The organism is Sphingomonas sp. NIBR02145 (assembly GCF_027359115.1).
GTDB classification, from domain to species: domain Bacteria; phylum Pseudomonadota; class Alphaproteobacteria; order Sphingomonadales; family Sphingomonadaceae; genus Sphingomonas; species Sphingomonas kyeonggiensis_A.
In genome coordinates, this window is record NZ_CP114791.1 from 4,087,356 (window position 1) to 4,113,077 (window position 25,722).

Consider the following 25,722-nt stretch of genomic DNA (forward strand, 5'->3'; position numbering starts at 1 on the left):
ATCGTCGGGAAGGCCGGGCTCAGCCCTTCGGCTCGGTCGCGTCGAGCTGCCAGAGGACGAACGCCATTTCGTCGGCGGCTTCCTTCAGGCTCTCCCAGCGGCCCGACTTGCCGCCATGGCCGGCGCCCATGTTGGTCTTGAGGACCAGCACATTGTCGTCGGTCTTGGTGGCGCGCAGCTTCGCCGCCCATTTCGCGGGCTCCCAATAGGTGACGCGCGGGTCGTTGAGGCCGCCCGAGATGAACAGCGGCGGATAGGCCTGGGCGGTGACGTTGTCGTACGGGCTGTACGAGCGGATCAGCGCGAAGGCCGCGGCGTCCTCCACCGGGTTGCCCCATTCGGGCCATTCGCCGGGGGTGAGCGGCAGGCTCTCGTCGAGCATGGTGTTGAGCACGTCGACGAACGGCACGTCGGCGACGACGGCGGCCCAGAGCTCGGGGTCGGAATTGACCACCGCGCCCATCAGTTCACCCCCCGCGGACCGCCCTGCAATCGCGATCCCGCCCGGATGTGTGAATCCCTCCCCTATCAAGCCCCGGGCGGAATCCACGAAATCGTTGAACGTGTTCGTCCGCTTCTCGAGCTTGCCGTCGAGATACCATTGCTGCCCCAGGTCATCGCCGCCCCGGATATGCGCGATGGCGAATGCGACGCCGCGGTCGAGGAACGAGATGCGGCTGGTCGAGAAGCCGGGCGGGATGGCATAGCCATAGGCGCCATAGGCATAGAGATAGAGCTTGCCGCTGCCGTCCCTGGGGAAGTCCCTGGGGTAGACGATCGAGACCGGAACCTGGGTGCCGTCACGGGCGGTGATCTTCAGCCGCTCGGTGCGGTACTTGCTCCCGTCATAGCCCGACGGGATCTCCTGCACCTTGAGCGTCTCGAGCTCGCCGGTGGCGACGCTATAGTCATAGACGGTGCCGGGCGTGACCATCGACTCATAACCGATGCGCAGCTTGTCCATGGCATATTCGGGATTGTCGCCCAGCCCCGCGACATAGCTCGCCTCGGGGAATTCGAGGCGGGCCGGGGCGATGGCGGGGTCGTAGCGGTGCAGCTCGATCTGATCGAGCCCGTCCTCGCGGCCCTCGACGATGAAATAGTCGGCGAAGCAGGTGACGCCGGTCATGTAGAAATGGGCGGACGGTGCGATCCGCTCGATCCATTCGCCGGGGCTGTCGACCGAAGCGGTCATCAGCCGGAACTGCGGGTCGATATCGTTGGTGTGGATGAACAGCGTGCCGTCATGCTCGTCCACGTCATATTCGCGGCCCGGCTTGCGCGGGGAGACGCAGACCATTGGCTTCGAGGGGTCGGCGGGGTCGAGCAGATAGACTTCGCTCGTCACATGGTCGCCGGTCGAGATCAGCAGGTACTTGCGCGACTGGGTCTCGCCCACGCCGACGCGATAGCCCTCGTCCGCTTCCTTGTAGAGCTCGACATCGCTGTCCACCGGCTCGCCGAGCACGTGCCAGCGGGCATTGTCGGTCCGCCAGTTCTCATTGGCCAGCCCGTAGAGAAAGCCCTTGGAGTCCGCGGTCCAGACGATCTCGGAGAGCATGCCCGGGATCACGTCGGGAAGCAGGTGGCCGCTCTCCAGATCCTTCACCCGGACCTCGAACCGCTCGGAGCCATTGTCGTCCACGGCATAGGCAAGCAGCTTGCCGTCGGGGCTCACCGAAAAGGCGCCGAGCCGGAAATACTCCTTGCCCGCGGCCAGTGCCGGTTCGTCGAGGATCATCACATCCTCGCCGCCATTCACATGCCGGCGCCACCAGCGCGGATATTCGCCGCCGGTCTCGTAATCGGTCCAGTAGAACCAGTCGCCGTCCTTCTGCGGCACGGTCGATTCGTCTTCCTTGATCCGCCCGCGCATTTCCGTGAACAGCGTATCGGAAAGCGGCTTCAAGGGATCCATCACCGCTTGGAAGAACGTGTTCTCCTCCTCGAGATAGGAAAGCACGTCCTTGTCGGTGACGGTGGGATAGGCGGGGTCCTTGAGCCAGGCCCAGGGGTCCTCGATCGTGACTCCGTGCGCGGTGAAGCTATGCGGGCGGGTAGCGGCTACGGGCGGCTTGGGAAGATCGGTCATCGCGTCTTCCTAGCGCCCGCCCCGTCGTCAGGCCAGCGCCGCCGCGCGCCGGCGCACCAGCTTGGGGCTGAGCACCATCGCGAGACTGACCAGCGCCATCGCCGCGGCGGCGAGCGACACTGCCGGATAGCCCATCCCCTCGCGGATCACTTCGCCGCCCAGCGCCGCGCCGATCGCATTGCCCAGGTTGAATGCGCCGATGTTCATGGCCGAGGCGAGGTTGGGGGCTTCATGCGCGGCGTCCATCACCCGCATCTGCAGCGGCGGCACCAGGGCAAAACTGGCAGCGCCCCAGAGCGGCATCAGCACGATCGCGACCGGCAGCGAGAACATGCCGAAGGCGAAGGCGACCAGCAGCACCGCCAGCGCCGCCGTCATCGTGATCAGCGCGCCTTCCACCGACTTGTCGGCATAGCGCCCGCCCAGCCAGTTGCCCGCGGTCAGGCCGATGCCGAAGATCACCAGTGCCACCGTGACCCAGAAGGTCGAGGCATGCGCCGCCTCGCGCAGGATCGGTGCGATATAGGTGAACACGGTGAACATCGCGCTGAACCCGACCATGGTGAGCGCGAGCGCGAACAGCACCGGGCCGCGGCCGAGCACGCGCAGCTCGGCCATCATGTCGGCGTCCTTCTCGGCCGGGAGGGCGGGGACGAACAGGCGCAGCGCGATCATCGTCACCACGCCGATCGCCGCGATCGCGCCGAATACCGCACGCCAGCCGATCGCCTCGCCCGCCCAGGTGGCGAGCGGTACGCCACCGATCGTCGCGATCGTCAGGCCCATGAACATGGTCGCGATGGCACCCGCGCGCTTCTCGGGCGCGACCAGGCCGGCGGCGACCACCGATCCGACGCCGAAAAAGGCGCCGTGATTGAGCGAGGTGACGATCCGGGCAGCCAGCAGCATCGCGTAGCTGTCGGAGAAGGCGGCCATCAGATTGCCCAGCGTGAAGATCGCGGTCAGCGCGATCAGCAGCGTCCGGCGGGGCACCCGCCCGGTGGTCAGCGTCATCAGCGGCGCGCCGATCAGCACGCCGATCGCATAGGCGCTGACCAGCAGGCCGGCGGTGGGGATCGACACACCCAGGTCGCCTGCGATCACGGGCAGCAGGCCCATGGGGGTGAATTCGGTGACGCCGATGCCGAAGGCACCGATGGAAAGCGCAGTGAGCGCGAGGCGGGGACTCATGGATGCAGCTCCGATTTGTGCGGCAACGCAAATGGACTGGCGCTCATGCTTCCGGTAGACGCCTGAAAGGCGAAACATCTGTGCATTGGATTCATGAATGACGCGCGCCATGACCGATCGCTCGGGCGAAATGGAGATCTTCGTCACCGCCGTCCGCGAAGGGAGCCTCTCCGCTGCCGCGCGCCGGCTCGACCTGACCCCTTCGGCGGTCAGCCGTGCGCTCGGGCGGATCGAGGCGCGGCTGGGCGTGCGGCTGATCACCCGCACCACCCGCCGGCTGGCGCTCACACCGGAGGGCGATGCCTATCTCCATGCCGCCCAGCGCATCCTTGCCGATATCGCCGAGGTGGAGGAGGAACTCGCCGACCAGGCTTCGCCGCGCGGGCGTCTCCGGGTAAGCGCGGCGCTGGCCCATGGCAGGCTGGTGATCGTGCCGCTGCTCGGCGAATTCGTGACGCGCCATCCCGGGATTCTCGTCGATATCAGCCTGAGCGACACGCTGGAGGATGTCGCCGGCGGCCGGGCCGATGTCGCGATCCGCTTCGGCCCGCTGGCGGACAGCGCGCTCACTGCCCGCAAGATCGGTGAGACCGGGCGCTCGATCGTCGCCGCCCCGGCCTATCTCGCGCGGATGGGCACGCCGCAGCTTCCCGAGGACCTCCACGAGCATAATTGCCTCAACTTCAACTTCCGTCGCGCCGAGCCGGTCTGGCCGTTTCGCCGCGACGGGCGCGACTATGCGCTGCCCGTGGGCGGCAATATCGAGGCGAACAATGGCGAGACGCTTGCCGAGCTGGCGCTGGCGGCGGTCGGCATCGCCAGGGTCGGCACCTTCAGCGTGGCGCAGGATATCGCCGCTGGGCGGCTTGTCTCCCTGCTGGAGCCGTTCAACCCGGGCGACCGCGAGGACATCCACGCGGTCTATGTCGGCGGCGCCACCCGGCCGGCCCGGGTGCGGGCGTTTGTCGATTTCCTGGTGGAGAAACTCGGGCGCTAGCGATCCGGCCGGTCGTACAGCTCCCAGACCTGCTCGCCGGTGACCACATCGGCATAGGGCCGCCCGCTGGCATCGCGGCTTGGTGCGTAGCGGAAGCGCTTCTGGATAAGCTTGCAGGTCGTCTCGTCGAGATCGGCATTGCCGCTCGATCGCATTACCCGGCAGTCGGTCACCCGGCCATTGACCCCCACGGTGAAACGCAGGCCGACAGTGCCTTGCGCGCCCGCACGTGCCGCCGCCTTGGGATAGTCGCGTCCGGTGATGTCGCCCTCGAGCAGCCGCAGCACGGTGCCGCCGCCACCGCCCGCGCCATCGCCGCGCCCGCCGCTGCCGGTGCCATCGCCGATCCCGCCCGATCCCGTGCCCGGGCCGGCGATCGGCGCATTACCCGAACTCGCTTCGCTGCCCTGCGCTGGGATCGTCGCGGCGGGAATCGGCTGGGGGAGGGGCGTCTTCACCGGCGTCGCCACCTCGGTGGCGCGGGAGGTCTTGTTGGGCGGGGAGGCCTTGCCTTCCTCCTCGGGGGGGCGGGGTTTGGGGGCGGGGGGCTTTTCAGGCTCTGGCGGCGGTGGCGGGGGCAGGGTGAAGTCGACCAGCTGCATGGATGGGTTCGGCACGATATGCAGGCGCACGCCCAGCCCGCTGACCAGCAGCCACAGCAGCAGTGCCACGAAAGCGAGCGCGCCCGCTGCGCTGCCCAGCCGCTCGCGTGGAGTCGGGATTCCGGCGCCTGTCATGCCCGTCCAATGCGCCGCATCCATCGAACGATCCCATGAACACCTTGTTGTTTTCAGTTCATGCAACCGCGCGGCACCCAGGCAAGTTGTTGCTGCATCGAATCAAGGAAGGGATGGAAATCATGCGTAAGCTCATTGCGGCCACTGCCGCTCTCGCGCTGGCCATGCCCGTCGCAATGCCGATCGAGGCGGCGCAGGCCCAGAGTCACTACAAGGGCAAGAGCTCGAAGAGCCGGACCTATTACAAGAAGTGCCGCCGCTCCCCGGGCCATGCCGGTCTGATCGGTGGTGCCGCGGTCGGCGTGCTCGCCGGCCCCGCGATCATCGGCCACGGCCTGCTCGGTGCGGCGGTCGGCGGTGTCGGCGGCGCCTTTGGCGGCCGCGCGATCGATCGCACGATCAGCGCCAAGCATCGCTGCTATTACGTCCGCCGCTAGGGCCCGATCGGCCAAGCCTAGGTGGAACGGCCCCTGGCGGTCACCGGCCACGCGCCGGTGACCGTCTCGCCCGCCACCAGCCAATAGCGGTCATAGAGATTCACCGTCGGGTCGCAGTGCGGCGGAACGAGCGTAACGCGTTCCGCCAGGCCCGGCAGTGCTTCCCCGAACAGTGCTCCCTGCTCGTCGCCCATGAAGGCGTAGCGCGCGGAGCCTGACAAGGGCACGGGCACCCCGGCATCGGTGGCGAAAGACTTCAATCCCGCATCGATCGTCACCATGCCGGGCGTGTTCGCGCTGACTACGGTGGAATCCACCCATAGCGCCTGTTCGAAGCTCGGCCCCGCCAGCTCGCAATCTCGATATTCGCGGTCGAGGAAGATATAGCTGCCCACCTGCAGTTCGGTCAGCACCCCCAGTTCAGCATCGATCGCGAAGGTGCCGGTGCCGGCACCAGTCACTATTGGGATATCGAAACCCGCTCCTGCCAGCGCCGCCAGCACGGTGCGCAAATAGTCGGTCTTCTCGACGATCGCCGCTTGGCGATCGGCAAAGACCGCGATGTGCTGCTCGGAGCCGCAATAATATTGCACCCCACCGAGCGCGAGCCCGGACTCGACGACGGCGGCCGCCAGCGTCACCGCCGCTTCGGGGGACGTCACGCCGGTGCGATGCTTGCCTGGATCGACATCCACGAACAGCGTCGCTCCGCATCCGGCAAGCGCTCGCACCGCGTCCGGATGATCCGCCACCACCGACAGCCTGATCTTCCCCGCCAGTGCCATCAGGCGCGCGATCCCGTCCCTGGTCACCACGGGTGAGGTCAGGTGGATGTCGCCCACGCCCTCGGCCGCCAGCGCTTCGGCCTCGCCCAGCTTGGCGCAGCAGATGCCGACCGCGCCCGCGGCGATCTGCCGCTTCGCGATCTCGCTGCTCTTGTGCGTCTTGGCATGCGGCCGGAGCGCGAGGCCCCTCGCGCGGGCGAATTCGGCCATCGCCGCGATGTTGCGGTCCATCGCCGCCACGTCGAGCAGCAGGGCGGGGGTGGCCAGGTCGGCGCGGGGCAGGGGGAAATCGCTCATCGCCTTCGACTAGCGCAGGATGTGACTTTTGCCGAATATCGGCGCAAAGCAGCCCCATAGAGTCCAGCAATAGAGTATATCCCATGTCCAGCTATGCCGATCGCCTCAAGGCTCTTCGCGAGCAGCTGAAGCGCGACCGTCTCGACGGCTTCGTCGTGCCGCTCACCGATGAGCATATGTCCGAATATGTCGGAGCCTATGCCCAGCGCCTCGCCTGGCTGACCGGCTTCCAGGGGTCGGCCGGCACCGCGGTGGTGCTGCCGGAGGAAGCGGCGATCTTCACCGACGGGCGCTACACGATCCAGGTCCGCCAGCAGGTCTCGGCCGATCACTGGGAATATGTCGGCGTGCCGGCCACCAGTGTTTCGTCCTGGCTCGGTGCCCATTCACCCGATGGCGGCCGCATCGGCTATGATCCCTGGCTGCACACGCGCGCCTGGGTCGAGGAAGCCCGCAGGGCGCTGGCCGAGAAGGGCGCCGAGCTGGTCGCGGTCAACACCAATCCGATCGATGCGGTGTGGCCGGACAAGCCCGCTCCGTCGGATGCGACGCTCGCTGTCCAGTCCGACGACCTCGCCGGCAAGTCTTCTCCCGCCAAGCGCGCCGAGATCGCCGACTGGCTGGCCGAGCGGAAGGCGGATGCCGTCGTGCTCTCCGCACTCGATTCGATCGCCTGGGCATTCAACATCCGCGGTACGGACGTGAGCCACACGCCGGTCGCGCTCGCCTATGCGATCGTCAACGCCGACGGCACCGCCGATTTCTTCGTCGCGCCGGAAAAGGTGACCGACGAAGTCCGCCAGCATCTCGGCAACGCGATTCGAATCCATGACCGCACCGCCTTCGCCCCAGCGCTCCAGGGCTTTGCTGGCAAGCGTGTCGCCGCCGATCCGGGCAGCGCCGTCGCCGCGGTGTTCGATGCGCTCGACGCCGGCGGTGCCAAGGTGCTGGCGCTGCGCGACCCGGTGATCCTTGCCAAGGCGATCAAGAACCCGGCCGAGATCGCCGGGCAGAAGGCAGCCCAGGCTCGCGACGGCGCCGCGCTCAGCCGCTTCCTGAAATGGTTCGAGGAAACCGCACCGCAGGGTGGCCTCACCGAAATGTCGGCTGCCGACAAGCTCCAGTGGTTCCGCGAGCAGACCGGCGTGCTCAAGGACCTGAGCTTCGACACCATCTCCGCCACCGGCCCGAACGGGGCGATCCCGCACTACAAGGTCACCGACGAATCGAGCCTGCCGATCGAGCTCGGCCAGCTCTATCTCGTCGATTCGGGCGGGCAGTATGCCGACGGCACCACCGATGTGACGCGCGTGATGCCGGTGGGCGAGGCGAGCGACGAGATGAAGGACCGCTTCACCCGCGTGCTCAAGGGCCATATCGCCATCGCCACCGCGATCTTCCCCGACGGCACCACTGGCGCCCAGCTCGACAGCTTCGCACGCCGCCCGTTGTGGGAAGTCGGGCTCGATTACGGGCACGGCACCGGCCACGGCGTCGGCTCGTACCTCTCGGTCCATGAGGGGCCGCAGCGCATCGCCCAGCCCTATTATCCGGGTGGCCAGAGCCTCGAGCCGCTGCGCGAGGGCATGTTCCTGTCGAACGAGCCCGGTTACTATAAAGCGCAGGAATTCGGCATCCGGATCGAGAACCTGGTGCTGGTCACCAAGCAGTTGATTTCGGGTGCGGAACAACAAATGCTGGGGTTCGAGACGCTGACGTTCGCGCCGATAGAGCGAACGCTGATTAAACCATCTTTGCTAACCGAGCAGGAACGCAGCTGGCTTGATAGTTATCATGCTGAAGTGCTGCGGATTTTGGGCCCGCAGCTGGGCGGGGACGAGTTGGTATGGTTGGAAGCGAAGTGCGCGCCCATCGGGTGATGTGGTTCCTGGCAGGTGCGGTCACGATGGCGATGTATCTCGTCGGGCCGCACGCCATTATGCGCAACGCCTATGATACGGCTCAGGGCTTGTCGCTCTGGTTCGGCTCGCTCTGAGGGGTGGCCGGATCGCCGGGTAGGTCGCTGGTAGGGGCCTGCTCGCGCGCCTGCGCCTTGCGCCTGCGCAGATTGGCCCGCAGCGCCTCCGCCAAACGGGCCTGTTTTTCCGCATTGCTCATTTTCCTGCGATAAACCGGCCATTAGCAGGTTGACAATCGCCCGCACCCAAGCACATAGGCGCCTCCCGCTTGGGACCCGGCGCTGCCGGATCGTTCGGGCGAGTGCTGCCGTAGCTCAGTGGTAGAGCGCATCCTTGGTAAGGCTGAGGTCGTGAGTTCAATCCTCACCGGCAGCACCATTTTCCCGAAAATCGAAATGGAAGATCCCACCCCCTTGGGGGGAGAGCCGGTCAGCGGCGGACGATCTCGCCGTCTTCCTTGACGAATTCCGCCGGCGCGCGGTCGAGCAGCTCCAGCACCACTTCGGAAGGTCGGCACAGTCTGGTGCCCTTCGGCGTTGCCACGATCGGCCGGTTCACGAGAATCGGATGGGCGACCATCGCCTCAAGGAGGGTCTCTTCCGAAGTCGCGGGATCGAGCAGCCCCAGCTCGGCGGCCGGCGTGCCCTTCTCGCGCAGCACGTCGCGTGGCGTCGCGCCCATCGCCGCCAGCAGGCCGAGCAGTTGCGCGCGTTCCCAGCCGGCGGTGCGATATTCGACGACCTGCGGCGCATATCCCGCCGCCTCGATCATCGCGAGCGCGTTGCGCGAGGTGCCGCAATCGGGGTTGTGATAGATGGTGATCGGGAAACTGCCGGTCATCGCACGCACTCCTCTTCGTAAAGCCATGGGAATGTCGCCATCGCCGCGAGCGCGCCGGCAAGCTGCGCCGCGATGAACAGCGGCACCGAATGCGGGGCGATGCCGGCAAAGGTGTCGGACAGGCTGCGGGCGATCGTCACGGCTGGATTCGCGAAGGAGGTCGACGCGGTGAACCAATAGGCGGAGACGATGTAGAGCCCGACGGCCATTGGCGTGAACTCCGGCCGGGTGCGCCGGGTCGCCAATATCGTGCCGATCAGGCCGAAGGTGGCGATGCATTCGGAAAGGCCCTGGGGAAAGCCGTCACGCGCCTTTCCGGACAGCTGCAGGATCGGCTCGGCGAACATCGCATGGGCCGCCCATGCGCCGAGGATCGCGCCCGCGAGCTGGGCAACGACGTAGAGCATCGCGATGCCCGCGCTGGTCTCGCGCAACAGCAGAGCCGCCAGGGTGACGACCGGATTGAAATGAGCGCCCGATATGGGGCCGAAAATATGGATGAGAACAATCAGCCCGGCACCGGTCGCAAGGGTGTTCCCGAGCAGCGCCACGGCCTGGTTCCCGCCCGCGAGCCGCTCGCCCATGATGCCGGAGCCGATGACGATCGCGAGCAGCATGGCCGTGCCCATGCCCTCGGCAAGCAGGCGACGGCGCAGCTTCATGTGCAGCAATCGGTGCTCGCGGCGAGATCGCTCAGCGTGCCGCATATCTCCGGACGCCCCGCGCAGCAGTCGGCAACCAGGAAGCCAAGAAGCTGCCGCATGCCATCATAATCGGCGGAATAGATCACCGATCGGCCGTCCCGGCGCGATCCGATCAGCCCGGCATTGCTCAGGATCGTCAGATGCGTCGAAAGCGTATTGGGAAGTGCGCCGATCTCGCGCGCGATGTCGCCCGCGGCCATGCCATCCGCACCCGCCCGCACCAGCAGGCGGAATACGGCGAGCCGATTGGCATGGGCGAGGGCGGACAGTGCCTCAACGGCGACGGGCAACTGCATCAGCAACACGCCCTGGCGGTCGGGATCATCTCATCCTCGCCATAGGCGGTCGCATCGCCATGGGTGAAGAACGTCTCCCAGCGCACCCCAGCCGTGTCCGTCACCCAGGACTTGTCGGATTTCGCGTAGCAGCAGGTGGTCGCTTCCTGGTCGAAGGTCGTGGCGCCGGCCGCTTTCAGCCGTCCCGCGAGCTCGCCCAGCGCATCGGCGCTATCGACCTGGATGCCCACATGATCGACGCCGGTGGCGCGGCTGCGCGCCGAGATCGCGAGGTTGACCCGCGGATCCTCGAGCATCCACTTGGCATAGTCGGCCTTCACCACCGTGGGCGGCGCATCGAACAGGGTGCCGTAAAAGGCAATTGCCTGATCGAGGTCGGGAACGCTGATGTGCAGGTGCAGGCGCTTCATGGCTGCGGTCTCCAATGGTTCGATATTTCGACTATTCCAGAAATATCGATTCGACAAGAGCCGCATCAGAAGGCGAACAGGTCTCCCATTCGCGGTTCGCGCTCCAGGAATTCCGTGATCGTGCCATAGACCGCATCGAGATCGGCATCCTCAATGCAATAGGGCGGCATCACATAGACGGTGTTGCCCAGCGGCCGCAGCAACACGCCGCGCTCCATCGCGAACGCCTTTAGCCGGGTGCCGACCGAATTGAGATAGGCCGATTCGCTGCCCCCGATCTCGGCGGCGACGATCGTACCCAGCCGGCGCGGATTGCGGATCAGCGCGTGGGTGGCGAGCCGGTCGAGCCGGTCCTGCTGGCGGTCGCCCAGATCGGCGATGCGCTCGAGCACCGGCTCCTCGCGCCAGATCGCCAGATTGGCGTTGGCGGCGGCGCAGGCGATCGGATTGGCGGTGTAGCTCGACGAGTGGAAGAACATCCGCGCGCGATCGTCGGACAGGTGCGCTTCGAAGATCGGTGCCGTTGCCATCGTCACTGCCAGCGGGATCGCGCCGCCGGTCAGCCCCTTGGACAGGCAGAGGATGTCGGGCACCACACCCGCCCTCTCGCAGGCGAGCAGCGTGCCGGTGCGCCCCCAACCGGTCATCACCTCGTCGGCGATGAAGAGGACGTTATGCGCCGCGCAGATCTTGCGCATCTCGGCGAGCAGGCTGGCCGAATAGAATTTCATGCCGCCCGCGCCAAGCACCAGCGGCTCGACCAGCAGCGCGGCCGGCTTCTCGCGGCACTGTGCTTCGAGCGCGTCGAGCACGGCCTGGCTCTGGCCCGGCTCGGGAAAGGGGATGGTCGCCACGTCGAACAGCAAGGGCTGATAGGGACGGTTGAACACGCCGCGCGCGCCGACCGACATGCCGCCGATCGTGTCGCCGTGATAGCCATGCTCCATCACGACGATGCGGTGGCGGGGCTCGCCGCGATTGTCCCAGAAGCCGAGCGCCATCTTCAGCGCGACTTCGACGCTGGTCGAGCCGCTGTCCGAATAGAACACATGCTGCAGCGGCTCGGGCGTGATCCGCACCAGCTCGGCGGCCAGCGTTTCGGCGGGCTCGTGGGTCCAGCCGGCGAAGATGATCTGGTCCATCCGCCCCGCCTCTTCGGCGATCGCCGCCATGATGCGTGGATGGCAATGCCGATGCGTCGTCACCCACCAGGACGAGATCGCATCGACGTAGCGGCCGCCGTCCGCCGTGTGCAGCACCGCGCCTTCGGTGCGCACCACCTGCGGGATCGGCTCGCCCAGCCCGTGCTGGGTGAAGGGGTGCCAGACGGGCGACGTCATGCAGTGAAGTCCGAAAGGTCGAATGCCTCGGCAAAGGCGGCCTTGAGGGTGGCTGCGTCGAGCGGATCGAGGATCGGCAGGCGGCCAAGCCGGCGGACCTTGCCGATCGCCGCGATCGTCGCCTCGCTGTCTTCGTTCGCCTCTCCGACAAAGGCCACGCCCAGGATCGGCACGTCGCGCGACCGCAGCGCCTCGATCGACAGCAGGCTGTGGTTGATCGTCCCCAGGCTGGTCCGCGCGACCAGCACGGTCGGCAGCTGCCAGCGCGCGAACAGGTCCGCATAGAGCAGCTCGCGCGTCACCGGCACCAACACGCCGCCGGCGCCCTCGATCACCAGCGGATCGACGACCAGGGGATCGCGTGGTGGCGGGGTCAGCTTGTCCGGATCGATCACTACGCCGTCGATCTCGGCGGCGAGATGCGGCGAGCAGGGCGTGGTCAGGCGATAGGCTTCAGGAAGCACCACCGCTGCGGTCAGTGCGGCGATCCGCTCGCCGTCGCTGCCGCCGTCGAGCCCGCTCTGGATCGGCTTCCAGTAGCTCGCGCCCAGCGCCCCGGCCAGGCCAGCGGCGAAGATGGTCTTGCCGATATCGGTATCGGTACCGGTGACGACTATTCGCAAGTGAGCTCTCCAAGTGCCCGGGCGAGCGCGGCGATATCGTTCTCGTCGACATTGAGCGTCAAGGAAATGCGCAGGCGGGACGTGCCCGCTGGGACAGTCGGCGGCCTGATGCCGCGCACATCGAAGCCCAGGCGCTGCAGCTCCGCCGCCATCGCCATGGTCCGTGCATCCTCGCCGATCACCAGCGGCAGGATCTGCGATCCCGTTGCCTGCACGCCCGCCGGCGCGAGCAGTGCTTCGGCGCGTGCGACCAGCGCATGCAGCCGATCCCGGCGCGCCGGTTCGGCGATCAGCTTCAGGGCTGCACTCACCGCCGCCGCCATCAGCGGGGAGGGCGCGGTCGAGAAGATGAAGGCCCGTCCGCGATTGACCAGGAAATCGCGCACTATTTGGGGCCCGCAGAGCAGCGCCCCCTCACAGCCCAGAGCCTTGCCGCAGGTGTGCAGCGTGATCAGGTTCTCGCGCCCGGCCAGCCCGGCGGCCAGCCCGCGCCCCCGGTCCCCGAACACGCCGGTCGCGTGCGCTTCGTCGACCACCAGGATGGCGCCATGCCGGTCGGCAAGCGCGGTGAGATCGGCGAGTGGCGCCTGGTCGCCGTCCATCGAATAAAGGCTCTCGACGGTGATCCATACGCGGCCGGTGCCACCGTCGTGCCGCCAGTCCAGGATCGCGTCTTCGAAGTCGCCGACGTCGTTATGCGCCGCGCTGCGTGCCTCGGCCCGGCTCAGCCGCATGCCTTCATGCGCGCTGGCATGGATCAGCGCGTCGTGCAGGATCAGGTCGCCGCGCTGGGGCAGCGTGGAGAGCAGGGCCGCATTGGCCGCATAGCCGGTCGAGAAATAGAGCGCGCTCTCCGCCCCGAAGAAGGCGGCGGCGTCCGCTTCAAGCTGCTCGTGCGCCGCATGGTTGCCGCGCAGCAGCCGCGATCCGCCAGATCCGATCGGCACGCCGGCATCCATCGCCGCGCGCACCGCATCCGTAAGTGCGGGATCGGCGGCCAGGCCGAGATAGTCGTTGGAGGAGAAATCCCGCCCGGCCCGCACGGCAAGCTGCCGGGCGCGGCTGCGCGCCGCCAGTTCGGAAAGGTCGCGTCGCTGGTCTTCGAAGAACGCCATTCCGGGCCCCATAGGCGCAACCGGGGCGATCGGCCAATGTCCGGCTTGTCCCTGCAGGATATTGGTGTATTATGTAATTAATACACATGGGAAAGATATTATGCAGCGCTCCTTCATCGGCGCGAGTGGTCGGCCCTTCGGAACGGTCGCCGCGCTGTTCTGCCTGTTGCTGACGGTCGCGCTGATCGTCCTCGGCGATGTCGCGCATGATCTCGCGGGTGGGGCGCAGCCCTTCTCGGCGATCGCACGCGGCAACCTCGAACCTGCCCGTGACTATTGGGGATTGCTCCTCGCTGTGGAGATCGTGCGCTGCGTGCTGGCCGGTGCGTTGCTGCTGGCGATGCTCACCCTGGCGGGGCCGATCGGCCCGCGCACGATCGGGCGCGATGCGGCGTTGCTCGCCGGGATCGCCGGCGTCTTTTGCCTTGTCGTCACCGCGCATTTCTCGATCGAGGCGGCTGCCCTGCTCGGCCAGGGGCGCGTATCGCCCCGCGGCGATCTGGTCGCCGCGCTCACCCTGCTCGGCCATGCCGGTGTAGCGCTCTGGGCGACGCTCACCGTGCGCGAGGCGCGGGCCGCGCGCAGCCTGCCCGCCTGGGTACAGCTTGCCGGGCTGCTCTTCGCGGGCCTTGCCTTCATCTCCGGCTTTTCGCGCCCCTTCCTCGAATTCGCGGCGTTCGCCGGCATTCTCTGGTGGGCCGGCGTCTTCCTCACGCTCTATCGCCCGGAGGACAGAACCCTGCGCTGACGCCTTGCAACCGCGCGGCGTTTCCCCGATCACGCCGCCAAGCAAGGAGTAAGCCCCATGAAGACCCGCGCCGCCGTCGCCTTCGAAGCGAAGAAGCCCCTCGAAATCGTCGAGCTCGACCTCGAAGGCCCCAAGGCCGGCGAAGTGCTGGTCGAGATCATGGCGACCGGCATCTGCCATACCGACGCCTACACGCTGGACGGCTTCGACTCGGAAGGCATCTTCCCCTCGGTGCTGGGCCATGAAGGCGCCGGTGTGGTCCGCGAAGTCGGCGCGGGCGTCACCAGCGTGAAGCCGGGCGACCATGTGATCCCGCTCTACACGCCGGAATGCCGCCAGTGTAAGTCGTGCCTCTCGGGCAAGACCAACCTGTGCACCGCGATCCGCGCCACCCAGGGCAAGGGCCTGATGCCGGACGGCACCACGCGCTTCTCGTACAAGGGCCAGCCGATCTACCATTATATGGGCTGCTCTACCTTCTCGAACTTCACCGTGCTGCCCGAGATCGCCGTGGCGAAGATCCGCGAGGACGCGCCCTTCCAGAGCAGCTGCTATATCGGCTGCGGCGTCACCACCGGCGTCGGCGCGGTGATCAACACCGCCAAGGTCCAGGTCGGCGACAATGTCGTGGTCTTCGGCCTGGGCGGCATCGGCCTGAACGTGATCCAGGGCGCGCGGCTCGCCGGCGCGAACAAGATCATCGGCGTCGACATCAACCCCGATCGCGAGGAATGGGGCCGCCGCTTCGGCATGACCGATTTCCTCAACTCCAAGGGCATGAGCCGCGAGGATGTAGTCGCCATGATCGTCGCGATGACCGATGGCGGCGCCGACTATACTTTCGACGCCACCGGCAACACCGAAGTGATGCGTATCGCGCTGGAAGCCTGCCATCGCGGCTGGGGCACCAGCATCATCATCGGCGTGGCCGAGGCGGGCAAGGAAATCAGCACCCGCCCGTTCCAGCTGGTGACGGGCCGCAACTGGCGCGGCACCGCGTTCGGCGGCGCCAAGGGCCGCACCGACGTGCCCAAGATCGTTGACATGTACATGACGGGCAAGATCGAGATCGACCCGATGATCACCCACGTCATGGGCCTGGAGGACATCAACAAGGGCTTCGACCTGATGCATGCGGGCGAGAGCATCCGCAGCGTGGTGGTCTTCTAAGCGAAGGGAGCGGGACATGTTCAGCCATGTGATGGTCGGCAGCAACGATATAGAGCGGTCCAAGGCGTTCTACGATGCGCTGCTCGGCACGCTCGGCGTCGGCGAGCCGTTCCGGCACGTCAACGCCACCGGCCAGACCCGGTTGTTCTACCGGCATGACGGCGGCAGTTTCTGCGTCAGCGAGCCGATCGACGGCGAGCCGGCGACCTGCGCAAACGGCGCGACGATCGGCTTCAAATGCGCTTCGGCCGAGCAGGCGGCGGCGTTCCATGCCGCCGGCCTCGCGCACGGCGGCACCGCGATCGAGGATCCGCCCGGCGTGCGCGAGGGTGGATCGCTCGGCTCGATGTACCTCGCCTATCTGCGCGACCCCGACGGCAACAAGCTCTGCGCCATGTGGCGCGTTCCGGCGTGAGCGACGTCGTCAATCTCGAGGCGAAGTTCGCCACCTTCACCGAGCATTGGGCGCCGCGCATCGTCGCGCGCTACAACGACAATGACGTGCGCATCGTGAAGGTGGACGGCGAATTCGTGTGGCACAGCCATCCCGAGACCGACGACTTCTTCCTGGTGCTCGAGGGCGTGCTCGACATCGAGCTGCGTGACCGCACCGTCACGCTCAATCCCGGCGAGCTCTTCGTCGTGCCGAGCGGGGTCGAGCATCGCCCGGTCGCGCGTCACGGCGAAGTGAAGATGATCGTGATCGAGCCGACGGGCACCCCCAATACCGGCGACACCGCCACCGCTACCCAGGTCGAGGCGCTTTGATGGAACAGCTTTCCGCCAACCGGTCGCATGGCGGCACCCAAGGGGTGTACCGCCATGCCTCCGCCGCCACCGGCACCGACATGACCTTCTCGGTCTTCGTCCCCGAGTCCGCGCCGGGTGCCAGGTTGCCGGTACTGTGGTTCCTCTCGGGCCTCACCTGCACCCACGCCAATGTCACCGAAAAGGGCGAGTATCGCGCTGCCTGTGCCGAGCACGGCGTGATCCTGGTCGCGCCCGACACGAGCCCGCGCGGCGAGGGCGTGCCCAATGACGAGGCCTATGATTTCGGCCAGGGCGCCGGCTTCTATGTCGATGCGACCGAGGCGCCCTGGGCGACGCACTTCCAGATGCGGTCGTACATCGAGCAGGAACTGCCCGCGCTGATCGAAGCCGAATTCCCGGCGGACATGGATCGCCAGGGCATCACCGGCCATTCGATGGGCGGCCATGGCGCGCTGACCATCGCGCTGCGCAATCCGGCGCGCTTCCGCTCGGTCTCGGCCTTCTCGCCGATCGTGGCGCCGAGCCAGGTGCCCTGGGGCGAAAAGGCGCTTGCCGGTTATCTCGGCGCCGATCGTCCGGCATGGCGCCAGCATGACGCCGTCGCGCTGATCGAGGATGGCGCGCGCGTTCCCGAGCTGCTCGTCGATACCGGCACCGCCGACCAGTTCCTGGAGGTCCAGCTCAAGCCAGAGCTGCTCGAGGCCGCCTGCCGTGATGCCGGCATCGCGCTCACCCAGCGGCTCCAGCCGGGCTATGACCATAGCTATTATTTCGTCTCCACCTTCCTCGGCGATCATGTCGCCTGGCATGCGGAGAGGCTGAAGGCATGAAGTTCGACGTCCTGATCGTCGGCGCCGGCCATGGCGGCGCCCAGGCCGCGATCGCGCTCCGCCAGAACAAGTTCGAGGGTAGCATCGCGCTGCTCGGCGACGAGCCCGAACTGCCCTATGAGCGCCCGCCGCTCTCCAAGGAATATTTGTCGGGCGAGAAGGCGTTCGAGCGGCTGCTGATCCGCAACGCCGCCTTTTGGGAAGAGCGCCAGGTGACGATGCTGCCGAACCGCACCGTCACCGCGGTCGATCCCGTCGCGCACAATGTCACCGCGAACGGCGAGACGATCGAATATGGCCAACTGGTCTGGGCGACCGGCGGCAAGCCGCGCCGGCTGTCCTGCGATGGCCATGACCTTTCGGGCATCCACACCGTCCGCAACCGCGCCGATGTCGACCAGATGATGGCCGAGCTGGACGGCGTCACCCGCGTCGCCGTGGTCGGTGGCGGCTATATCGGGCTGGAGGCGGCGGCCGTGCTCGCCAAGCTCGGCAAGCAGGTGACCGTGCTGGAAGCGCAGGACCGCGTTCTCGCCCGCGTTGCCGGCGAACCGCTGTCGCGCTTCTTCGAGGCCGAGCATCGCGCGCATGGCGTCGATATCCGCCTCGGTGTCCAGGTCGATGCGATCGAGGGTGACGCCAAGGTCAGCGGCGTCCGCTTGGCGGGCGGCGAGGTCATCCCGGCCGACATGGCGATTATCGGCATCGGCATCGTCCCAGCGGTTGAGCCCTTGCTCGCCGCCGGCGCAGCAGGCGGCAACGGCGTGCTGGTCGATGACCAGTCGCGCACCAGCCTGGCCGACATTTTCGCGATCGGCGACTGCGCGCTGCATGTGAACCGCTATGCCGCGGACAGCGCGATCCGGCTCGAGTCGGTACAGAACGCCAATGACCAGGCGACTGTTGCCGCCAAGACGATCTGCGGAGTCGAGGCGGGCTATGACGCCGTCCCCTGGTTCTGGTCGAACCAGTACGACCTCAAGCTCCAGACCGTCGGCATCTCGGCCGGGCATGATTCGATCGTGGTGCGCGGCGATCCCGCCACGCGCGGCTTCTCGCTGATCTACCTCCGTGATGGCCGGGTGATCGCGCTCGACTGCGTCAATGCGGTCAAGGACTATGTCCAGGGCCGCAAGCTGGTGGTGGAGGGGCTTGCCCTCGATTCCGCCGCGCTCGCCGACACCAGCGTTCCGCTCAAGGAACTCGCCGCCAGCATATCCTGACAAAATGTCAGGTCTTGTTGACAACGTCATTCGACTCGCTATGTAAGGTTTGCCTGACAGAAAGTCAGGACATGGGGACAGCAACAGGATGCGAAATCGCCTGAAAGTGCTGCGCGCCGAACGCGACTGGAGCCAGGCGGAGCTTGGCGGTCGGCTTGGCGTGTCGCGACAGGCGGTGAACGCGATCGAGACGGGCAAGCACGATCCATCGTTGCCGCTTGCCTTCAAGGTCGCACGCCTGTTCGCCATGCCCATCGAGGAGATATTTTTCGATGACGAGTCGGGGGATGACTGAAGGTCCGGGGGAACGCGCCGAGCGGTTGCGCGCACGCCGCTACTGGGCCGTCAGCCTTGTCTTCGGGCTGATGGGTGCCGGGGTGGGCGCGACGCTTGCCTATCTCGGAGACAATGACGCACGCAGCCTGTCGGCAAGCTGGGCAGTGGGTGTCACGCTGCTCTATGCGATCTGCCTGCCGCTCGGCAGCTGGCTGTTCCTGCGCCAGACCGATGAAGTCGATCTCCGCGACAACCTGATCGGCTGCACCGCCGGCATCTATTTCTACACAATGCTGTATCCGGGCTGGTATTTTCTCTGGAAGGGCGGGCTCGTCCCCGAACCCGATCACCAGCTCCTTTTCATCGGCACCATGGCCGTCGTGGCTGCCGTCTATTTCTGGAAGAGGCTCCGGCCCTGACGGGCCGTACAATTGGAGTATTCGAGATGATGAAGAAGCTGCTCAAGAGTTTTGCGGCTCCCATGGCGCTGCTCGCGCTTCCCGCGGCCGCTTATGCCCAGACCGCGCCTGCCCCGGCCGCTGCCGCCACCAAGGATGCCGATCCGGCGCTCTGGGTAGTCAAGGATGCCGATACCACCATCTATCTGTTCGGCACCGTCCATGTCCTTAAGCCGGGCCTGAGCTGGTTCGACGAAGCCGTGAAGGCGGCATTCGACAAGAGCGATACGATCGCGCTTGAGATGATCATGCCAGAGCCGGCGGCGGCGCAGGCCGCTGTTCTGAGCAAGGCAATGGCGCCGGCTGGCGATCCTGCACTCACCGTCAAGCTGCCCGAGGCAAGCCGCGCACCCTATGCCGCCGCTCTCACCAGCCTCGGTATGCCCGCCACTGCGCTGGATCGCTTCGAGCCGTGGTTCGCCGCGATGACGCTGTCCACGGCTTCGCTTCCGAAGCTTGGTTATGATCCCAATAGCGGTGTCGAGATGACACTTACCGCCGCTGCCAAGACCGCCAACAAGGAACTGATCGGCCTCGAGACGTTCGAGCAACAGATCGGCTTCTTCGATACGCTGCCCCAGGACACCCAGGTCAAGTTTCTGGCCAACACGGTCAAGGAATTCGACAATGTCGGTCCGCTGCTCGACAAGATGGTCGCACAGTGGAGCGCCGGCAATCCCGATGCGCTCGGCGCAACGATGAACGAGGAAATGCGCAAGACGCCGGAGGTCGGCAAGGTCCTGCTCAGCGATCGCAACGCCCGCTGGGCCGACTGGATCAGCGCGCGCATGGCCAAGCCGGGCACCGTGTTCATCGCAGTTGGCGCCGGGCATCTCGCGGGGCCGGACAGCGTCCAGGCCTATCTCGCCAAGCACAATCTCAAGGCCGAGCGCATCCAATATTGATTGCCCCTATATTGATGTGACGCCATGGGCCGGGCAGGGGAGTGCGAAGCGCATCCCTGCCCGGAGTTCGTCATGGCAAAGCCCCGTCCTTTCCTCGGCCTGCTCGCCGGCGTCGCAGCCGGCCTCGTCGCTTCGGCGGCGATGGCGGCTTTCCAGCATCAGGCGGAGAAGCTGCTGCCGGAGGATGGAAAGGGCGAGGACCCCGCCACGGTGAAGGCCGCCGACAAGGCGAGCGAGGCGATCCTCGATGCTCCGGTGCCCGAGCAATATCGCGAGCAGGCGGGCCTGGCGGTCCACTACATAACCGGCGCGGTGCTGGGCGGCATCTACGGCGTGATCACCGAATACAAGCCCGAGGCGAGCGCGGGCTTCGGCGGCGCCTATGGCATCGCGACCAGCGCGCTGCTCGATGAAGGCGTGGTCCCCGCCGCCGGCCTGGCGCCGGGTCCGGACGATACGCCGCTGGTCCAGCACGCCTATGGCGCGGCTTCGCACCTGGTCTATGGCATCGTGCTCGAAGGCGTGCGCTGGCTGATCGCGGGCAAGCGGTAGGGGCTGGTTCGAAGCGACCCAGTTCCCCGGCGAAAGCCGGGGCCCAGGGTTTCTCTGCTGTCTCGCCTGTTGCCCTGGGCCCCGGGCCCCGGGCTTCGCCGGGGAAGCATCCAGTATTAGCCGCTAGCTTAGAACAACGTGTCCTGCGCCGGCAGCGACTGGCGGATCTGGCCGCCGCTATGGCGTCGCGCCAGCTCGGTCTGCGCGGTGAAGCGTATGTCCTCGTCGCGGTCGGTCAGGAAGGTGGCAAGCGAGTCGTCGTCGATCTCGGTCCATTCCTTGCCGCGATCGGGGCCGTAGCGCACGCGTGGCAGCAGCCCCGGCGCCTTGGACCATTCGATCAGCTGCTCGACGCTCGTCTGGTTGAGCATGTCGCGCAGATGGTGCGCGGTCACATAGGCGTCGGGAAAGGCGCGGTGCGCGGGCAGGCCGCGCGCATGCTCCAGCCCCTCGGGATTGCGCCAGTAGCGCAGGAACTGGTTCGAGAAGCCGCCGCTGTCGGGCCAGAGGCGCATCGCGCACTTCCAGGTGCAGATCCAGTCGGCGCCGCGGGTGAGCGCGGGGGTGCAGAACTGCTCCTCGAAGGTCGCGCGATGTGCCGCAAGGGCGAGGCGGCGCGGCCAGGGATCGAGGATAGGCCGGGCGACGTCGTGCCACCACGGCGCGTCGGCGACGTCCTCGTCGCGGATATGGTGGATCGCCATGGTCAGCGGCGGGATCGGCCGGCCCGGATTGACCATCCGGTTGCCGCCCTCGCCGTACAGCTCCCAGCGCCCATCCTTGCCCAGTGCGACGTCCTGCCAGCCGATCTCGATCACGGCGTGCGCGGGCGGCTTGTCGCCGGTGGTCTCGAGATCGATGACGCGGATGATGGGCGGGTAGGATGACGCCATGAGGGCGCATGTGGGGGCAGGCGCGCCGAATTGCGAGTCAAAACGATAAGCCCCTCCCGGTGGGGAGGGGCTTTCGAAGGATCAGTGCCCCACGGTCTCGCCGCGCACGACGCCGCTCTTGCCGAGCTGGTCGTCGATCTGGGCGAGCAAGCGGTCGAGCCCGGCCTGGTCCTTGGCTTCTGCGCGGGCGACGAGCACGTCCTGGGTGTTCGAGGCGCGCAGCAGCCACCAGCCATCGGCGGTGTTCACCCGGGCGCCGTCGGTGCGGTTGACGTCGGCACCCTCGGCCTCGAGCCGGTCGAGCACTTCGTCGACCACCGCGAACTTGCGGCTCTCATCGACCTGGAAGCGCATTTCGGGCGTGTTGACCAGCTTCGGCATCTCGTCCTTGAGCTGAGTCAGCGACTTGCCGATCACATGCACCGCCTGGATCAGCCGGATCGCGGCGTACTGGGCGTCGTCGAAGCCGTAATAGTCCTGGGCGAAGAAGATGTGGCCGCTCATCTCGCCGGCGAGCGGCGCATGGGTTTCCTTCATCTTGGTCTTCACCAGGCTGTGCCCGGTCTTCCACATCAGTGGCTTGCCGCCGAGCTCCGCGACTCGGTCGAACAGCATCTGGCTGGCCTTCACGTCGGCGATGATCGTCGCGCCCGGCTCCACGCGGAGCACAGGTTCAGCCAGAATGGACAGAAGCTGATCGCCCCAGATCACACGGCCTTGCCCGTCGATCGCGCCCAGCCGGTCGCCATCGCCGTCGAAAGCCAGTCCGAAATCGAGCTGCTTCTCGGCGACGAGCTTCTTCAGATCGGCGAGGTTCTTCTCCTCGGTGGGATCGGGATGATGATTGGGGAAGTGACCATCCACATCGGTGAACAACGTGTGGTGCTCACCGGGCAGCAGCTTCACCAGTTTCTCGATCACCGGGCCGGCGGCGCCATTGCCCGTATCCCATCCGACGCGATAGGCGCCGCCGGCATAGCCCGCGATCAGCCGGCTGACATAGAGGTCCTCGACATCGGCATCGGTCACCGTCTCGGTGCCGTCGCCCTCGTCCCAATCGCCTTCCGCCGCCATCTTGCCGAGCAGCTGGATCTTCTCGCCGAAGAAGCTCGAATGCTGAAACACCATCTTGAAGCCATTGTAATGGCCGGGATTGTGGCTGCCGGTTATCTGGATGCCGCCATCCACTTCCAGCGTGGCTTCGGCATAATATAGCATCGGGGTCGGCCCCATGCCGGTGCGCACCACCGAGCAGCCCGAGGCGGTCAGGCCCTCGATCAGCGCCGCTTCCAGGGCGGGGGAGGAAAGCCGGCCGTCGCGGCCCACCGCGACGCGGGTGCCGCCCGCGCGGCGCAGCAGCGTCGCGAAGCCGCGGCCGATCGCGCGCGCGTCGTCGGGGCCGAGGGTCTCTCCCACGATCCCGCGAATGTCGTACTCGCGCAGCGAAGTGGGGTCGAAACGGTGCGTCATGATGCCTCCCGGGGAAATGCTGCCCGCCTAATCCGCGAGGACGCGGGAAAGTTCAATGCGGCAGTGCAACAAGTGGACTTCCAAAGCCTTCGTCCCGGCGAAAGCTCAGCCCTGGCGCCGCAGCAGCGTGTCACGGGCCGAGTTGATCCGGCGGGTCAGCTCGGCCGAGCCGCCCTTGTCCGGGTGCACCGCGCTGACCAGCCGGCGATGGGCCGAGCGGATCGCGTCCTCGTCGGCATCCGCGCCCACGCCCAGGATCGCGCGTGCCTCGTCCTCGGGCATGCGCGGGCCCTTGGAGCGCGGCTTCAGCACGAGCGAGTAGAGCGCGTAGAGGATCGCCGCAGCGATAAGGAGCTTGAAGATCATCAGGCGAACAGCGGCATGGTGACTTCGGGCAGCGCGAGGCCGGCCATCATCTCGCGCAGCTCCTGCCGCGCGGCGACATGCGCCAGGCCCATCTCGCCGAAATCGCGGCTGTCGAGCATGGTCAGTCCCTGGGGGAACAGCTCGCGATAGATCACGCGCTCGGACAGGCCCGAGATCACCCGGAAGCCGACGCGCTTGGAAAGCTGGTCGATCGCCTCCGACACGCGCTTCATGTTGCGCGCCTCGATATGCTGCATGCGGTTCCTGAGGACGACCCAGTCGATCGTCTCGCCGTCGGCCTTGGCGCGGCGCTTGCGCGATTCCCAGATCAGCTCGGAATAGAAGCTGGGGCGCACCACCTTGAACGTGTCGGGGTCGACCTGGCCGATCAGGTCGAAATCGACGAAGCTGTCGTTCATCGGCGTGACCAGCGTGTCGGCGTTGGTGACGGCGATGCGCGCGAACTTGTCGTCGCGGCCCGGCGTGTCGATCACCAGGAAGTCGGCATTCTCGCCGAGCTTGTCGAGCGCCTCGGAGAAATAGGCCATGCTCTCGCCGTCATGCGTATCGTAGACCGGCATCGGCAGCGGCTTGCCCATCCGCTTGGCCGTCGCCCCGCGATTATCGAGATAGCGGCCCATGGTCCGCTGGCGATGGTCCAGATCGAAACAGGCGACGCGCGCGCCCTTGGACGCAAGCGCGATTGCGGTGTGCACCGCCGTGGTGGACTTTCCGGTGCCGCCCTTCTCATTTGCGAACACCAGAACGTGCAGCCGCTTCGACCCTTCGCTCAACGTCTCAACATCCTTGTATTGATCGATCGGCCTGCCCCCCATAGAAGGCCGCGCTTCCGTCTTATCGAAAGTGTTAACGCGTGCAAACAGTCCGTCAGCTCGAAGCCCTTCGCGAAGCGGTCTCCGCCTATCGCCAGGCCGGCGAGCGCATCGCCCTCGTGCCCACCATGGGCGCGCTGCATGACGGGCATATGGCGCTGGTCGAGGCGGCCAAGCGCACCGCGCACCGCGTGATCGTCTCGATCTTCGTCAATCCGAAGCAGTTCGGCCCGAACGAGGACCTGGCGAAATACCCGCGCAAGGAAGCCGCGGACTCGCGCATGCTCACCAATGCCGGCGTCGACGTGCTGTGGATGCCGCCGGTCGAGGTCGTCTATCCCGAGGGCTTCGCCACCAATGTCTCGGTCTCGGGCGTCAGCGAAGTGCTGGAGGGCGCGCACCGCCCCGGCCATTTCGACGGCGTCGCCACGGTGGTCTCCAAGCTGTTCAACCAGGTCCAGCCCGATGTCGCGCTGTTCGGCGAGAAGGACTGGCAGCAGCTCGCGGTGATCCGCCGCATGACCGCCGACCTCAACCTGCCAATCGAGATCCAGTCGGTCGTCACCCAGCGTGACGACGACGGCCTGGCGCTGTCGTCGCGCAATGCCTTCCTGATGCCCGAGGATCGCACCAAGGCGGTTGCCCTGCCGCGCGCGCTCGGTGCCGCTGCCAAGACCATCGTCGATGGCGGCGAGGTCGAGGCGGCGCTGGCCCAGGCGCGCGACACGCTCGCCGCCGCCGGCTTCGATGTCGACTATGTCGCGCTCGCCGATGCGGGGACCCTGGAGACGGTCGGCGCCTATGAGGCGGGGCGTCCGCTGCGCCTGCTCGCGGCGGCCCGGATCGGCAGCACCCGGCTCATCGATAATATCGCGCTACCCGAATAGTACGGACCTGAACAATTACGGTTAACGCTGTTAACCATTTGTTTCGGATTTGGCTGCCAAACCCCAAGCCACCACGAATGGGTGTGGAACAGGGGTAAGCGACATGGGCAGCAGCCTGAAGAGTGCGCGTTTCCTTATCGAGAGCCGGCTGCGCGACGCGGCCCGCGGCGATGCCAACGCGTGTTATGATCTGGGTATGGTCTATTCGAGCGGCGCCGACGGCGTCGGCGTCGATCTGATCGAGGCCCATAAATGGTTCAACATCGCAGCCGTCACCGGTGACAGCCGCGCGCAGGAATGCCGCGCGGAGATCGCCGAGGACATGACGGCCCGCGAGATCATCGAAGCGCAGAAGGCCGCCCGCGCCTGGCTCCGCGGCTTCGAGGTACGCGCGGCCTGATTTAAGTCGGCACACGACAACCTGCGGCTCCCCGGCGAAAGCCGGGGCCCAGGGTTTCTCTTTCGATCGGCCTGTGGCCCTGGGCCCCGGCCTTCGCCGGGGATCAGCTCCTTGTCCCACCACCGTCATCCCGGCGAAAGCGGGGGATCAGGCGATG

31 protein-coding genes and 1 tRNA gene are annotated in these 25,722 nt (G+C 66.7%); 16 read left to right on the top strand and 16 right to left on the bottom strand.

What is annotated here, in order from left to right; genetic code table 11:
* Positions 1-19 precede the first annotated feature (19 nt).
* Both O3305_RS18590 and O3305_RS18595 read right to left on the bottom strand, forming a co-directional pair.
* Entirely contained in the window at positions 20-2,092 is a 2,073-nt protein-coding gene (locus O3305_RS18590; protein ID WP_269573856.1) for a S9 family peptidase, read from the bottom strand.
* A gap of 27 nt (positions 2,093-2,119) precedes the next feature.
* On the bottom strand, positions 2,120-3,283 hold the full coding sequence (locus O3305_RS18595; protein ID WP_184161409.1) for an MFS transporter: 1,164 nt from the start codon (positions 3,281-3,283) through the stop codon (positions 2,120-2,122).
* Positions 3,284-3,380: 97 nt separating this feature from the next.
* Here O3305_RS18595 and O3305_RS18600 point away from each other — a divergent pair, with 97 nt between their 5' ends.
* Complete coding sequence (locus tag O3305_RS18600) at positions 3,381-4,280, top strand: LysR family transcriptional regulator (protein WP_184161407.1); 900 nt, start codon at positions 3,381-3,383, stop codon at positions 4,278-4,280.
* On the opposite strand, the gene O3305_RS18605 is transcribed toward O3305_RS18600, so the two are convergent.
* Positions 4,277-5,017, bottom strand: coding sequence for an energy transducer TonB (locus O3305_RS18605; RefSeq protein WP_269573857.1), 741 nt, complete (start codon positions 5,015-5,017; stop codon positions 4,277-4,279). The genes O3305_RS18600 and O3305_RS18605 overlap by 4 nt on opposite strands.
* A gap of 122 nt (positions 5,018-5,139) precedes the next feature.
* On the opposite strand from O3305_RS18605, the gene O3305_RS18610 reads away from it, so the two are divergent.
* On the top strand, positions 5,140-5,454 hold the full coding sequence (locus tag O3305_RS18610; protein WP_184161401.1) for a hypothetical protein: 315 nt from the start codon (positions 5,140-5,142) through the stop codon (positions 5,452-5,454).
* Positions 5,455-5,471: 17 nt separating this feature from the next.
* Here O3305_RS18610 and O3305_RS18615 read toward each other — a convergent pair whose 3' ends face one another.
* Entirely contained in the window at positions 5,472-6,536 is a 1,065-nt protein-coding gene (locus O3305_RS18615; RefSeq protein ID WP_269573858.1) for a DSD1 family PLP-dependent enzyme, read from the bottom strand.
* 83 nt (positions 6,537-6,619) lie between these two features.
* On the opposite strand from O3305_RS18615, the gene O3305_RS18620 reads away from it, so the two are divergent.
* Positions 6,620-8,416 carry an aminopeptidase P family protein gene (locus O3305_RS18620; protein WP_269573859.1) on the top strand — a complete coding sequence of 599 codons (1,797 nt, stop codon included), beginning with the start codon at positions 6,620-6,622 and terminating at the stop codon, positions 8,414-8,416.
* Between the two features lie 82 nt (positions 8,417-8,498).
* Here O3305_RS18620 and O3305_RS18625 read toward each other — a convergent pair whose 3' ends face one another.
* On the bottom strand, positions 8,499-8,654 hold the full coding sequence (locus O3305_RS18625; protein WP_269573860.1) for a hypothetical protein: 156 nt from the start codon (positions 8,652-8,654) through the stop codon (positions 8,499-8,501).
* Between the two features lie 104 nt (positions 8,655-8,758).
* Here O3305_RS18625 and O3305_RS18630 point away from each other — a divergent pair.
* Positions 8,759-8,833 (top strand) — tRNA-Thr (locus tag O3305_RS18630).
* 51 nt (positions 8,834-8,884) lie between these two features.
* On the opposite strand, the gene arsC is transcribed toward O3305_RS18630, so the two are convergent.
* The 7 genes from arsC to O3305_RS18665 form a co-directional block, all read right to left on the bottom strand.
* Positions 8,885-9,295, bottom strand: a complete 411-nt coding sequence (gene arsC, locus O3305_RS18635; protein WP_269573861.1) for an arsenate reductase (glutaredoxin) — start codon at positions 9,293-9,295, stop codon at positions 8,885-8,887.
* Positions 9,292-9,957 carry an MIP/aquaporin family protein gene (locus O3305_RS18640; RefSeq protein WP_269573862.1) on the bottom strand — a complete coding sequence of 222 codons (666 nt, stop codon included), beginning with the start codon at positions 9,955-9,957 and terminating at the stop codon, positions 9,292-9,294. The genes arsC and O3305_RS18640 overlap by 4 nt, the downstream gene beginning before the upstream one ends.
* Positions 9,954-10,295 carry an ArsR/SmtB family transcription factor gene (locus tag O3305_RS18645; protein ID WP_269573863.1) on the bottom strand — a complete coding sequence of 114 codons (342 nt, stop codon included), beginning with the start codon at positions 10,293-10,295 and terminating at the stop codon, positions 9,954-9,956. Before O3305_RS18645 ends, O3305_RS18640 begins: the two co-directional genes overlap by 4 nt.
* A complete protein-coding gene (locus tag O3305_RS18650; protein WP_269573864.1) occupies positions 10,295-10,705 on the bottom strand; it encodes an ArsI/CadI family heavy metal resistance metalloenzyme in 411 nt (136 codons plus the stop codon). The genes O3305_RS18645 and O3305_RS18650 overlap by 1 nt, the downstream gene beginning before the upstream one ends.
* A gap of 65 nt (positions 10,706-10,770) precedes the next feature.
* Positions 10,771-12,045 (bottom strand): adenosylmethionine--8-amino-7-oxononanoate transaminase, encoded by a 1,275-nt coding sequence (locus tag O3305_RS18655; protein WP_269573865.1) that lies wholly within the window; start codon positions 12,043-12,045, stop codon positions 10,771-10,773.
* Positions 12,042-12,668: a dethiobiotin synthase gene (gene bioD / locus O3305_RS18660; protein ID WP_269573866.1), complete on the bottom strand. Its 627-nt coding sequence runs from the start codon at positions 12,666-12,668 to the stop codon at positions 12,042-12,044. The genes O3305_RS18655 and bioD overlap by 4 nt, the downstream gene beginning before the upstream one ends.
* On the bottom strand, positions 12,659-13,783 hold the full coding sequence (locus O3305_RS18665; protein WP_269573867.1) for an 8-amino-7-oxononanoate synthase: 1,125 nt from the start codon (positions 13,781-13,783) through the stop codon (positions 12,659-12,661). Before O3305_RS18665 ends, bioD begins: the two co-directional genes overlap by 10 nt.
* Before the next feature lie 100 nt (positions 13,784-13,883).
* On the opposite strand from O3305_RS18665, the gene O3305_RS18670 reads away from it, so the two are divergent.
* The 10 genes from O3305_RS18670 to O3305_RS18715 all read left to right on the top strand — a co-directional run bounded on the left by O3305_RS18670 (position 13,884) and on the right by O3305_RS18715 (position 20,716).
* Positions 13,884-14,531: a hypothetical protein gene (locus O3305_RS18670; protein ID WP_269573868.1), complete on the top strand. Its 648-nt coding sequence runs from the start codon at positions 13,884-13,886 to the stop codon at positions 14,529-14,531.
* Between the two features lie 57 nt (positions 14,532-14,588).
* Complete coding sequence (locus O3305_RS18675; protein WP_269573869.1) at positions 14,589-15,701, top strand: S-(hydroxymethyl)glutathione dehydrogenase/class III alcohol dehydrogenase; 1,113 nt, start codon at positions 14,589-14,591, stop codon at positions 15,699-15,701.
* 16 nt (positions 15,702-15,717) lie between these two features.
* The gene (locus O3305_RS18680) at positions 15,718-16,116 is read left to right on the top strand and encodes a VOC family protein (RefSeq protein WP_269573870.1); all 399 of its coding nucleotides are present in this window, start codon (positions 15,718-15,720) and stop codon (positions 16,114-16,116) included.
* Positions 16,113-16,469: a cupin domain-containing protein gene (locus tag O3305_RS18685; protein WP_269573871.1), complete on the top strand. Its 357-nt coding sequence runs from the start codon at positions 16,113-16,115 to the stop codon at positions 16,467-16,469. Before O3305_RS18680 ends, O3305_RS18685 begins: the two co-directional genes overlap by 4 nt.
* Positions 16,469-17,302 (top strand): S-formylglutathione hydrolase, encoded by an 834-nt coding sequence (gene fghA, locus O3305_RS18690; protein ID WP_269573872.1) that lies wholly within the window; start codon positions 16,469-16,471, stop codon positions 17,300-17,302. Before O3305_RS18685 ends, fghA begins: the two co-directional genes overlap by 1 nt.
* Complete coding sequence (locus O3305_RS18695) at positions 17,299-18,525, top strand: NAD(P)/FAD-dependent oxidoreductase (RefSeq protein ID WP_269573873.1); 1,227 nt, start codon at positions 17,299-17,301, stop codon at positions 18,523-18,525. The genes fghA and O3305_RS18695 overlap by 4 nt, the downstream gene beginning before the upstream one ends.
* A gap of 88 nt (positions 18,526-18,613) precedes the next feature.
* Positions 18,614-18,820 (top strand): helix-turn-helix transcriptional regulator, encoded by a 207-nt coding sequence (locus O3305_RS18700; protein ID WP_184161352.1) that lies wholly within the window; start codon positions 18,614-18,616, stop codon positions 18,818-18,820.
* Positions 18,813-19,220: a hypothetical protein gene (locus tag O3305_RS18705; protein ID WP_269573874.1), complete on the top strand. Its 408-nt coding sequence runs from the start codon at positions 18,813-18,815 to the stop codon at positions 19,218-19,220. The genes O3305_RS18700 and O3305_RS18705 overlap by 8 nt, the downstream gene beginning before the upstream one ends.
* A 26-nt stretch (positions 19,221-19,246) precedes the next feature.
* Positions 19,247-20,164 (top strand): TraB/GumN family protein, encoded by a 918-nt coding sequence (locus O3305_RS18710; RefSeq protein WP_342251192.1) that lies wholly within the window; start codon positions 19,247-19,249, stop codon positions 20,162-20,164.
* Between the two features lie 72 nt (positions 20,165-20,236).
* Positions 20,237-20,716 (top strand): DUF1440 domain-containing protein, encoded by a 480-nt coding sequence (locus O3305_RS18715; RefSeq protein WP_269573875.1) that lies wholly within the window; start codon positions 20,237-20,239, stop codon positions 20,714-20,716.
* Positions 20,717-20,844: 128 nt separating this feature from the next.
* Here the strand turns inward: O3305_RS18715 and O3305_RS18720 are convergent, their stop codons facing one another.
* From O3305_RS18720 to O3305_RS18735, 4 genes are all read right to left on the bottom strand, one after another.
* Positions 20,845-21,609, bottom strand: a complete 765-nt coding sequence (locus O3305_RS18720) for an exonuclease domain-containing protein (RefSeq protein ID WP_269573876.1) — start codon at positions 21,607-21,609, stop codon at positions 20,845-20,847.
* An 81-nt stretch (positions 21,610-21,690) separates the two neighbouring features.
* The gene (pgmG, locus tag O3305_RS18725; protein WP_269573877.1) at positions 21,691-23,079 is read right to left on the bottom strand and encodes a phosphoglucomutase/phosphomannomutase PgmG; all 1,389 of its coding nucleotides are present in this window, start codon (positions 23,077-23,079) and stop codon (positions 21,691-21,693) included.
* A 105-nt stretch (positions 23,080-23,184) separates the two neighbouring features.
* Positions 23,185-23,445, bottom strand: coding sequence for a J domain-containing protein (locus O3305_RS18730; RefSeq protein WP_342251189.1), 261 nt, complete (start codon positions 23,443-23,445; stop codon positions 23,185-23,187).
* Positions 23,445-24,239: a division plane positioning ATPase MipZ gene (locus O3305_RS18735; RefSeq protein ID WP_260395857.1), complete on the bottom strand. Its 795-nt coding sequence runs from the start codon at positions 24,237-24,239 to the stop codon at positions 23,445-23,447. The genes O3305_RS18730 and O3305_RS18735 overlap by 1 nt, the downstream gene beginning before the upstream one ends.
* 80 nt (positions 24,240-24,319) lie before the next feature.
* On the opposite strand from O3305_RS18735, the gene panC reads away from it, so the two are divergent.
* Complete coding sequence (gene panC / locus O3305_RS18740) at positions 24,320-25,165, top strand: pantoate--beta-alanine ligase (RefSeq protein WP_269573878.1); 846 nt, start codon at positions 24,320-24,322, stop codon at positions 25,163-25,165.
* 103 nt (positions 25,166-25,268) lie between these two features.
* A complete protein-coding gene (locus O3305_RS18745) occupies positions 25,269-25,565 on the top strand; it encodes an SEL1-like repeat protein (protein ID WP_137864493.1) in 297 nt (98 codons plus the stop codon).
* Positions 25,566-25,722 lie beyond the last annotated feature (157 nt).